Here is a 10,663-nt window from a genome sequence, read left to right as displayed (position 1 = left end):
AAGTGCCTCTCTCTACTTAATCTACATAAGACTTTTCTTACAGCACAAATATATCTGGGTTCCCACCCAATTTACATTTTACTACATCCTTTTATAAAGTTTAATTAATTTAACGTAAATTTTATAATGAAAAGACACTCTTACATGTTTTTTTCTAACGAATAAAATTAGCGTAAAACTGTCAAATGGACAGCGCTGCCTTTCTTAAGGTGCTTCCCTTTTGCAAAAAAATAATTGATTATATGTCTGAATATTCGTTCTGAATTTACGCAACGCAAGTGACATTTCAATTAAAGATAATAAACTTATGGATGTGTATTTGACATAAATAAAAGGAATCGCAATAAAAGTGAAAGGATTATTAATTACCATCGATTTGATTTCTATTAGGCTTAAATGCATGTGTTTTTCCTCCATACACAATCAAGAAACCGATGAGACTTAATAATACGAGTATCCATGGGAAAGAACCCGCTCCTAATTGATTCAGCATCATTCCGCCAACAAATCCACCTCCGGCTACTGCAAGGTTGAAGATGGTGACAAAAATAGATTGAGCCACATCTGCTCCTTCCCCAGCAGTATCTGCTATGGCCGTTTGTAATAATGTTGGTGCCCCGCCAAATGTCAAACCCCAAGCGGCTATTCCAATAAAAATGAGTAATGGTAAACCATTTGCAATCCCTAGTACAAGTGACGTAACAGCGAAACCAACAAGACTGATTATTGACATCAGCCGTAAATAGTTATCAATAAATACACCCATCACCCAAATCCCTACTATCGATGAGATACCGAACGTTAGTAAAGCGAGACCGACGTGATTAGCAAGTCCAACATACGCCATGTATGGGGCGATATATGTATAGAGAATGTTATGAGCCAATATCCAAACGAAGACGACACACAATATCGGGCGAACGCCAGGCAATCGGAAAATCTCATAAATAGGTTGCCGTTGTTGGGCAGATTGCCCAGAAAAATCTGGTAATTTTATATATATCCATATCATCAAGAAAAGTGTAAGCACACCAATAATGATAAAAATAGATTGCCATTCCAAAAACATTCCTAACCAAGTACCCATGGGTAGCCCTAATGACAAAGCGATTGGTTGCCCTGTCCCTGCAATCGCCAACGCACGACCTTGTAAAGATGGCGCTACCATCCGGCGCGCATATCCGGCCACAAGTCCCCATAGCAAACCGGTGGACATTCCCGCAAGGAAGCGTAATCCTAAGGTGAGGACATAGTGAAAAGAAAATGCCGTTGCCATATTTGCAATAAATAGGATACTTAGTGCCAGTAACAACACTTTCTTTCGCCTCCATCCTCTTGTTAACGCAACAAGGGGGATGGCCGCTACAACCGAACCGATGGCAAAGAGTGTCACCAATTGCCCTGCTAGTGCCTCTGAAATATTGAACCCTTTACTGATTTGTGGCAGTAATCCAGCTGGTATCGTCTCGGTCATAATGCCAAGAAAACTAGCAACCGATAAGGCGATTAAATTCCATATAGGAAGTTGAACTGCATGAGATGTCTTTGAATGGCTAGCTGATTTAAACCCGCTCATTGTTTTCTTCCTACTAACCCGGAAGCCGCCATATCTTTGTCCCCATGTCCTGCGTCAAGCGCACGTTGGAATCGTTGCAATCCGGCACGAGTAATATCTATAGATATCCCCATTTGTTCTGCAGCTTCTACAACTAATTGTGCATCTTTCACTGCATTAGCAATGGAAAAACTGGTTGTATAGTCATCTTTCATCATTGCTGCCGCCTTTTGTTGAAAATAAGCATTATCCATTGGTCCACCAGTAACGACATCGACAACAAGTGTTGGATCAATACCTAGTTTCTTTGCTATTGTAAGACTCTCTGCAACACCATGTGTTAACGCAAAAACCCAACTGTTTAATGCCAATTTTAAACGACTACTTGTTCCTGCTTGATCGGATACCCATACTGTGCGTTTTCCGATCGCATCAAAAATGGGTTTAATCCGTTCCTTTTCTTCCGTTGGCCCAGAGGCGAGAATAACAAGCTGCCCTTGTTCCGCTGGCTGTTTCGTCCCCTGAACAGGTGCATCGTAAAAGATTAAATCATGTTGTTTGGCAAAGGAAGCTAATTCATCAATCGCTGTTATTCCAACGGTACTCATTTGAATCCATATCATCCCCTTAGACAAGCTTTGCTTTACCGATTGCATGACCTCTAATACGGCAGTTCCATCTTTGAGAAGACTGATAATCACATCAGCACCACTTACCGCCTCTTGTGGCGTATCAAACACGTGAATACCAGTAGTTCGAAGCTTTTCTGCCTTAGAAAGCGTTCGGTTCCACGCATGCACACGAAACGCATTTTTTTGTAAATTAGCAGCAACAGGAGCACCGATAATTCCTGTACCAAGTACGGTGATTGTTTTCCCTTTTAACTTTACATTGTTCATATTATAAAGACCTCCTATGATAAACTGAATGCTTATGAAGTAAGAGCATCATTCAGCCTATTTAATTTATTGTCACATACTCTATGACTTTATTTTTATATGATACAATCCTCCTCTCTCTATTGAAGATGCTTTTATATGGAACTGTGTAGTTCCTTTATAAATACTATTGTCATTTTATAAAATAAAAGGTACGCTGTACATATATTAAATAATGTATAACAACTTATAAACCTTATTTAAATAGATATAATATTGTTTTTAGTTTATTAATAAAAGGAGGTGGTAAAATGGATAAAATTGATGTAGATATCTTGGAGTTGTTACAAACAAACGGGCGAATTTCGATGGTTGAATTAAGCAAAGAGGTTCACATGACACAACCAGCAGTAAAAGAAAGGGTGAAAAAGCTAGAAGAGAAAGGAATCGTTACGGGATATCAGGCTTCTGTTTCCCCGCATAGCATTGGAAAATGTATCTCGACGTTTATCCTTATCCAATCCTATGACTGTCATTCCTTTATAGACTTTTGCGAGCAATCACCTGAGGTAATCGATTTATACCGAATAAGTGGTCAATTCAATTATTTACTTAAGGTGGTCACCGAATCGATGGAGACATTAGAGGAATTTAGTGATGCCTGTAATAAACATGGCAATTTCACCACCTTAATGGTGCTGTCAAACAAGTTTGAAAACAAGGCATTACTTCCGAAAACAGAAACCCTAGATTAATAGCATGTGAAATAGAATCACTTTATTATTTTTCAGAAAAGAACCTCTTTCACAAAGAAAAGAGGTTCTTTTGCTACCAAGAATAATATTTATCCCTCTTCTTGGTCCAATGCACCATCAAACATAGACAAAAAAGCATCCTTCTTTGCTTCGTTTTTAGCACAGATGACAATTGTTCGTCCTAATTCTTTGATTGGAAAAGGGTGTACATGTAAATGACGAATATGTTTAGCAATTGAAAGTATGGCTATTATTTCAGAATATTTATTGAACAGAATAAAAACTAAATCAATTCAAAAAGAAACCCACACATTTTGATCAAACTTTATTCAAAATGCGTGGGTTTCTTCTATTATAAAATCAATGTTTGCAGTGTTCTATACTAAACGGTCTCCTTTTTTCAATTATTTAAACCCTGCTGATTATTTCTTTTTTGTTGCTGAGCACCCCATAACGTGAACAGTATTCCAACAACCGTTACCAGTGATGCAACTAAAGGAACAGCAGAGAGCCCGCCGCCAATTTTCAAATCAATTACTACTCCCCCAATATATGCACCAAGTGCATTACCAAGATTGAAGGCAGCAATATTTAAGGTAGATGCTAAAGTTGGTGCTTCTTTAGCAGTATTCAACATATGCAATTGCAATCCGGGAACAGTCCCAAATGCAGCGATTCCAAATATGAATACCGTAAACAATGTCAGAATTTTATATTGATCTGTTATGCTAAAGAGAGCAAGTACAATTGATAGCATTAAAAGAAAACCAATAAGTGAAGATAATAACTTTCTGTCTGCCAATTTACCCCCATAAATATTTCCGATTGTAATACCGATACCGAAAAGTACTAGTATATAAGATACCGATTTAGGTGAGAATCCAGTGATATCTACCAGAATTGGAGTGATGTAAGTAAATGCAGTAAATACTCCACCAAATCCAAATATGGTCATTAATAGTGCGACATGAACAGCAGGTCGGCGTAAAACTTCTAATTCCTGAAGTAAACTTGATTGGGCTGCTTTAACCTTTGGTACTAAAATTGCGATTCCAATCAATGCAATAACACCGATGATGGTAATTGCCCAAAATGTAGACCTCCAACCATATGCTTGTCCTAAGAATGTACCAATGGGAACACCTAAAATATTCGCTAACGTTAAACCAGTAAACATGATGGCTATAGCCCCTGCTCGTTTTTCTTTTGGAACTAATTCTACTGCAGTAACCGACCCAACTCCAAAGAAAGTACCGTGTGTTAACGCTGCTAAGATACGTGCCAGCATTAAGATAGTATAATTAGGCGCTAAAGCCGCTAATGCATTTCCTGCAATAAATAGAATCATAAGAAATAGCAAGAGTTCCTTACGTTTCATTTTATGAGTTGCTACTGTAATGATTGGAGCACCTATAGCAACTCCTAGCGCATACCCAGTAACTAGAAAGCCAGCCATCGGAATAGAGACTTGCATACTTTCAGCCACCTCTGGAAGTAGTCCCATAATGATAAACTCCGTTAAGCCAATGGCAAATGCACCTAAAGTGAGGGCATATAGAGCAACTGTTGAACTTTTAATTTTAGAAAGACTTACTTTATTATTGTTGAGTGAGTCCATATGGGACACTCCTTATATTTTCTATGTTATTAATGCGAATTTAACAAGTAAGAAGGAGACTGATTATTCATTTATCAACCTTTAGTAATAACGTCTAATCAGTACTTCTATAAATATACTAATAATTTATTTGATTTGAATCCAAAACTAAAGCACTCTCCTTAATTAAAAAAGCGCCAGATTAATGAGGCTGATGCTAAGCATCAGCCTCATCTAGTTGATATCCATTTAGCTTGTTACTTTAAAATAGCGTTCAAATCCATCGAATCTGCTATCACTTTGTTTCCTACATCACCAGGGTGAAGATGGTCACCTGAATCATACTTAGCTAATAAACGTGTTGGATGTTCAGGATCTTTCATGATAGCATCCAGATCCACTACACTATCAAATTCTCCACTGCGAATCCAACTGTTCACTTTTTGGCGCAATTCATCTTTGTCTTTACTATAGTAATTATCTAGGTTTGTTCCGGACAATGCTCCTTCAAATGGAGTCAGAGTTAGCCCAATCACTTTGATATGATGAGCATGAGCTTGGGCAATCAGTTGACGATAGCCAGCGACCAATTCATCAAATTTAGGTCTTGTTTCGGTAGGAGCAAAACCTGTACCCGGCCAACTAATATCATTAATGCCAATAAGCACAATCACTGATTTCACATTTGGCTGACTTAGTACATCTCGGTTAAAACGAGACATCACACTATCTCCCATACCATCTCTTAACAAGCGATTTCCGGAGATTCCCGCATTGATTACCGAAACTTTTTGTGATACGAGCCGTTCAGCAAGGAAATTGGTCCAACGGGTATCTGCATCAACGGTTGCACCATCGCCATCTGTAATCGAATCCCCTATTGCGACAACTGTACCGTTGTTTGTAGGAGCATGAACTGAGATCCCTGTTACATACATGCTTGCATCGGTAGTGGAATCAGCTTTCATCCTTGTCGCAGAGGAAACATTTCCCTTTCCGATATAGGTTGTTTGACGCGCATCCCAGTGAAAGGTTGTTGGTGTCGTTGTTTTTGGTAAATACAAACTTATACTTACTTTGGTTTGTGCGTTAACTTTAAAAGGAACGGAGTCACTTACAATAGATGATCCTGCTGGAATGACAACTGATGTTTTCCCACCAAATGTTAGTTTTCTGTCTGTATTTTTCACAATATTGGAGTCATTATCCGTTAGTGCAACATGTGCTTCCCCGATTGTTAATGGCTCTTTCCCATATTCATTGGAAATAGAGATACGGATTTGATTTCCGCCAAGGCTAATTTTGGCGACTTGACGAATCGTTTGATTTTCGATTTTCGCTGGTAATTTTGTCGGCAGAGGAAAATTAGCTCCCCAAGCTGGCTCCGGACTAGCGTTCCAAGTCGTCACCCAGTCCTTTTGTTCCTTCTTGGGAGCACTCCTATCTTTATTAACATTTGCAAAAACAGTTGATTGGACAAAGGTAAAAACCAAAAGAACTGCAACAAAACTACCAATGATAAGGGATTTAAATCTTTTCATTTCTTTTTCTCCTCTACATAGATTGATTTATAGAAAAGACAGAAAGTCTAGTTCTATCGATAGAAAATTGTTTGATTATAGTTGTTTTAAGGAACCTCCATTAACCATGTACTCAGATCCAGTGACAAACGAAGCCTGATCGGAAGCGACAAAGGCAATAACGGCTGCTACTTCTTCCGAAGTTCCTAATCGTCCAAGCGGTAAAGCTCTAACATTTTTCGCAAAATGTTCAATTGCAGCTTCTTTTTCTAATCCAAATGTTGTCGCAAGACCATCTGCGAAGCCATTCGGGCGATCCCATAATGGAGTTCTGATGGGGCCAGGGGATACAATATTGGAGCGAATCCCCTTTGGGCCAAATTCTTGGGCAACAGATTTAGAAAGACTTAACATTGCGGCTTTAGATACACTGTAATCTGGGAGCATAGCATCTGGTAGTTGCCCTACTTCAGAAGAAATACTAACGATTGATCCTTTTTGTTGCTGAATCATATAAGATAGGGCAGCACGAGTGACACGAACCATGCTCATAAAGTTGGTGTTAAAAACGTTCTCCCATTCTTCGTCCTTGATTGAAAGTAATCCATTGCGAATAGGAGCAATTCCCACATTGTTAATCAAAATATCGACTCTACCAAATGTATTTATTGCGGTTTGAATGACTAGCTCGGCCCCTTCCCTTTTACTTAAATCAGCAGATATGGCAATGAGCTTATCGTTTTGTATACGCGATAGGGTATCAATACTTCGACTTGCTCCTACTACTTTCGCCCCTTGGTCTAAAAATAATTGGGTCGTGGCCAAACCAATGCCGGAATTTGCACCAGTGATCACGACTACTTTATCAGTGAGTTGTAAATTCATCTTTATTGCCTCCTTATTTATGGATATAATTTTCTACTTTTCTCCTTATGAAAAGCTAACATTGGCAAACTTTTAAGCAGAAAATTAGGACACTTTTTTTGACAGATAGATTGCTTTTTTCGGACTGTAGATCAAAGCCCGTAATGCGATCGTGATAAGACTGAGTGCTAGGAATAAAATGCCAGCCCACACTACGGAATGGGTTCCCATACTGGAAATAAACCATCCTCCAAAAAATGTTCCAATAGTAATACCTAAGTTAGCAAACGTTACAAACAAACCATTTGAAAATTCAGGTGCTTCTGGCGCAGCAGATGTGATCCAATATTGTGAGATATTGAGCCCTAGAGTAAAGAGGATGCCCCAGATTGCAATCAGGAACATCACCAGACCCAGACCAGAAAAGTCAGCCAACCAATACACAAGCAAATAAATAACTGTAAAAATAAATGGATACACAAGTGCTGTAGGCATTGCTTTTTTATGAAGCGCTCTTCCTGCGATCATGTTTCCAATGATTCCTGTTAGACCAAATAGCACTAACATCAGACTGATTTGTTTGCCTGACATATGGATGACTTGATCCAAATACTCGGCAAAGAAACTATAAACGGCATACATCGCTGAGTTAATAAAAATGACGGTCAAAATACTTAACCATACCAATGGTTTTTTTAAAACGCTCAGTTGTGATCCATACGAAAGTTTTTCTTTTACTGGCATTGATGGAACAAAGAGCAAAAGGAATAGAAATGCAATCGCATTTACGATGGCAAAGAACCAGAGGGAAGCCTCTAAAGAGATAGAGTCCGCGATCAGGGTTGCAATCGGTGTTCCAATCACCATTCCGGCAGTAACACCCATAAAAATTTTGGCATTTACTTTGGTGACCTGATCTTCACTTACTGTATTTGCTGCCGCAACAAAAGCAACAGAGAAATAAACTGGGTGAAGAAACGCTGGGATGATTCTAGCAATTAACAGCAAAGGAAAATTAGTTGCATAGACGGAAATGACATTGGTAATAACGAAAAGACCTACGACCAATAGCATAGTTGTTTTCCGGTTTATCCCCGAAAATAATAAGGGCATAATTGGTCCTGCAATGGCAACTGTTAGTGCGAAAAGACTGACAAGTAATCCAGTTTGGGATGCACTAATATGAAAACGTTCCGCAATCTGAGGTAATATCCCGATTACACCCATCTCTGTATTAATGATGCCAAAAACTCCAAATGCAAGAATGAAAACGATGAATGATTGATATCTTGTGTGATTACTCATTTTTTTCTATTTACCTCTCTTCTTTAGAATAATAAAGATTTAGTTGGTAGATGAATGTATTTGGAGATAGCTCTAAATGATTAGCTTCTCAGTTAAAACAAATTCATCACCAACTAACTATTGTACTAGTTTTTTAGTACAATAGGATAATAACACATAGGGAGAAATAGAGTCAACGTTTTAATGTACTAGTTTTTTGGTACATCAGTAGTTTGAATTCTATTAGTTGATATGTTATCCTCTTCTTATGAGAAAACCATTTCAACCGTCCAGAAACGATATTCGCTTACCTTCTGTTTTACATGCTCTGAGTGATCCTAGGCGATTACAGATTGTCCTGAGTTTAGGGAAAGATGGAGAGAAGAACTGTGCGATTTACCATGATTTGATGCCCAAATCGACGTTAACTCATCATCTAAAAGTTCTGCGAGAGGCAGGTGTGGCACAAGTAAGGATTGAAGGAACGCAACATTTTTACTCGTTACGTTATGACGATCTAGAAGAACTTTTTCCAGGGATGCTCAAAGCTATTTTACAGGTGAACCTAGAAATGATTGAATAAGGTGCTAATGATAAAAGTAAGGGTTGAACTATTTTTTGTTCATCCTTAATATCGGCCCTTATCGATTGCATGTGTATCATTACATCACTTGGATGATATCACATGCCTACCAAACTAATGCAAAAAAATCGTAAAAAAAGCCGATTTCTTTGAACTGTCCCCCCAATTGTTAGACTCTTGCTATTAATCTCCAGATTTTCGCTATAAGCCACTGGTTCCCACTCATTGGGTTCATAATTTGTAAGGAGAGAGACAATAAATAAAAAAAGAAACCAGTATTCTTTATAATGGGGGAATGAGGGTTATCCCTAGCTCATATGTGAAGTAAAAAAGAGGCGCTCATAAATTGCAGTGCCCCCTATCAAGTAGACAGGATTTAAAAAGCGCAACTAAGCAACCTGAGTTCTATATTTATATGGACTCAGGTTATTTAATTTCTTTTGAAATCTTTGATGATTATAAAAATGTATATATTTGCGCACGGAAAATTTAACCTCATCTGCTTTGCGGAAGGAATATAAATGAAAGCATTCTGCCTTAAAGTGACTGAAGAAGTTTTCCATACAAGCTTTATCCCAACAGTTACCTCGTCGAGACATACTTGCCTTCATCTGATATTTTTTAAGTAATTGATTATATTGACGAGATGTATATTGAGACCCTTGATTACAATGTAAGAGGATTCCCGTTACATTTCGTTTTTTCTTTACCTTTTTAAGTGTATCTAACACAAGCTTTAAGTCGTTTATACGACTGGTTTCATAGGCAACAATTTCATTGTTGTACAAATCCTTAATAGCTGATAAGTACAGGCGTTGTCCATTGAAAATCAAGTAGGTTATATCCGTTACCCATTTCTCATTTGGTTTTGAAGCTTGAAAGTCTCTAGTTAGATGGTTATCTGAAATCACATATGCCTCTTTTTTTCCTAATTACGGCTTTGATGCCTAATTCATTCATCAATCTTTGTATGCGCTTATGATTCAAATGAAGGTTATAGGTGACTTTCAGCCACACTTGCACTCTTCTATATCCATAAATTCCTCTTAGTTTTTTATGACACTCCAATATCTTTTTCTTGATTTTAGCGTCCTCTAGTTGTTTTTCAGAAGGCACTAAGTGCCGCTTTGTCCACTTATAATACCCACTTCTAGTTACACCAGCGATGGCACATAATAGGGTAACCGTATACCCCTTTTCTAACATCTCAAGTATAGCTTCAAACTTTCTCGTTTTGGATATAGCTTGCATACCTCCTTTTACATCCCTAAGAGCTTTTTAACATTTCATTCTCGGCTTCTAATCGTTTAATCTTATCTTCTGGAGCTTCTGGTTTTGTTCTTGGTCTTCCTATACCTGGCCCTTTCGCTTTTCCACGTTTTTCTTCTAGTCCTTTGATACCTTCAGTTTCAAAGTATTTCACCCAACGACTTACAACCGAGTGATGAATACCTAATTCTTTCGCAATGGTTTTATAGCTCATGCCTTCTTTTAAGTATAAATCTATAGCTTTTTTCTTAAATTCTACATCGTAAGTGACTCTAATTTTTCCCATAGAAAAATCCCCTCCATAGTAAACAGGTTAATGTGCTTTCTTTTTCCTGTCTACTATAAGGGGATCATATCA

General features: G+C 38.0%; 11 protein-coding genes. 2 read left to right on the top strand and 9 right to left on the bottom strand.

Annotation, left to right across the window (positions count from 1 at the left end; translation table 11 throughout):
• Positions 1-361 precede the first annotated feature (361 nt).
• Together AC0IXC_RS28970 and AC0IXC_RS28965 are read right to left on the bottom strand one after the other, a co-directional pair.
• A complete protein-coding gene (locus AC0IXC_RS28970) occupies positions 362-1,576 on the bottom strand; it encodes an MFS transporter (protein WP_326996658.1) in 1,215 nt (404 codons plus the stop codon).
• On the bottom strand, positions 1,573-2,454 hold the full coding sequence (locus AC0IXC_RS28965) for an NAD(P)-dependent oxidoreductase (RefSeq protein WP_471653708.1): 882 nt from the start codon (positions 2,452-2,454) through the stop codon (positions 1,573-1,575). Before AC0IXC_RS28965 ends, AC0IXC_RS28970 begins: the two co-directional genes overlap by 4 nt.
• Before the next feature lie 290 nt (positions 2,455-2,744).
• Between AC0IXC_RS28965 and AC0IXC_RS28960 the strand changes: the two genes are divergently transcribed.
• Positions 2,745-3,188 carry an Lrp/AsnC family transcriptional regulator gene (locus AC0IXC_RS28960; protein WP_471653707.1) on the top strand — a complete coding sequence of 148 codons (444 nt, stop codon included), beginning with the start codon at positions 2,745-2,747 and terminating at the stop codon, positions 3,186-3,188.
• 400 nt (positions 3,189-3,588) lie between these two features.
• On the opposite strand, the gene AC0IXC_RS28955 is transcribed toward AC0IXC_RS28960, so the two are convergent.
• The 4 genes from AC0IXC_RS28955 to AC0IXC_RS28940 all read right to left on the bottom strand — a co-directional run bounded on the left by AC0IXC_RS28955 (position 3,589) and on the right by AC0IXC_RS28940 (position 8,474).
• Positions 3,589-4,806, bottom strand: coding sequence for an MFS transporter (locus tag AC0IXC_RS28955; RefSeq protein WP_113771013.1), 1,218 nt, complete (start codon positions 4,804-4,806; stop codon positions 3,589-3,591).
• Between the two features lie 236 nt (positions 4,807-5,042).
• Positions 5,043-6,326 carry an SGNH/GDSL hydrolase family protein gene (locus AC0IXC_RS28950; protein ID WP_471653706.1) on the bottom strand — a complete coding sequence of 428 codons (1,284 nt, stop codon included), beginning with the start codon at positions 6,324-6,326 and terminating at the stop codon, positions 5,043-5,045.
• Positions 6,327-6,401: 75 nt separating this feature from the next.
• Positions 6,402-7,190 carry an SDR family NAD(P)-dependent oxidoreductase gene (locus AC0IXC_RS28945; protein WP_113771015.1) on the bottom strand — a complete coding sequence of 263 codons (789 nt, stop codon included), beginning with the start codon at positions 7,188-7,190 and terminating at the stop codon, positions 6,402-6,404.
• An 84-nt stretch (positions 7,191-7,274) separates the two neighbouring features.
• Positions 7,275-8,474 (bottom strand): MFS transporter, encoded by a 1,200-nt coding sequence (locus AC0IXC_RS28940; RefSeq protein WP_471653705.1) that lies wholly within the window; start codon positions 8,472-8,474, stop codon positions 7,275-7,277.
• 247 nt (positions 8,475-8,721) lie between these two features.
• Here AC0IXC_RS28940 and AC0IXC_RS28935 point away from each other — a divergent pair, with 247 nt between their 5' ends.
• On the top strand, positions 8,722-9,036 hold the full coding sequence (locus tag AC0IXC_RS28935) for an ArsR/SmtB family transcription factor (protein ID WP_113771017.1): 315 nt from the start codon (positions 8,722-8,724) through the stop codon (positions 9,034-9,036).
• Positions 9,037-9,425: 389 nt separating this feature from the next.
• Here AC0IXC_RS28935 and AC0IXC_RS28930 read toward each other — a convergent pair whose 3' ends face one another.
• The 3 genes from AC0IXC_RS28930 to AC0IXC_RS28920 are packed head-to-tail and all read right to left on the bottom strand — an operon-like array spanning position 9,426 to position 10,591.
• Positions 9,426-9,947: an IS3 family transposase gene (locus AC0IXC_RS28930; RefSeq protein WP_471653704.1), complete on the bottom strand. Its 522-nt coding sequence runs from the start codon at positions 9,945-9,947 to the stop codon at positions 9,426-9,428.
• Positions 9,934-10,287: an IS3 family transposase gene (locus AC0IXC_RS28925; RefSeq protein WP_471653703.1), complete on the bottom strand. Its 354-nt coding sequence runs from the start codon at positions 10,285-10,287 to the stop codon at positions 9,934-9,936. Before AC0IXC_RS28925 ends, AC0IXC_RS28930 begins: the two co-directional genes overlap by 14 nt.
• Before the next feature lie 16 nt (positions 10,288-10,303).
• Entirely contained in the window at positions 10,304-10,591 is a 288-nt protein-coding gene (locus AC0IXC_RS28920; protein WP_471653702.1) for a transposase, read from the bottom strand.
• Positions 10,592-10,663 lie beyond the last annotated feature (72 nt).

It is taken from the genome of Bacillus sp. AC266 (assembly GCF_979253805.1).
Note: the sequence above shows the minus strand (reverse complement) of the source record. Positions and strands in the feature narration are given on the sequence as shown.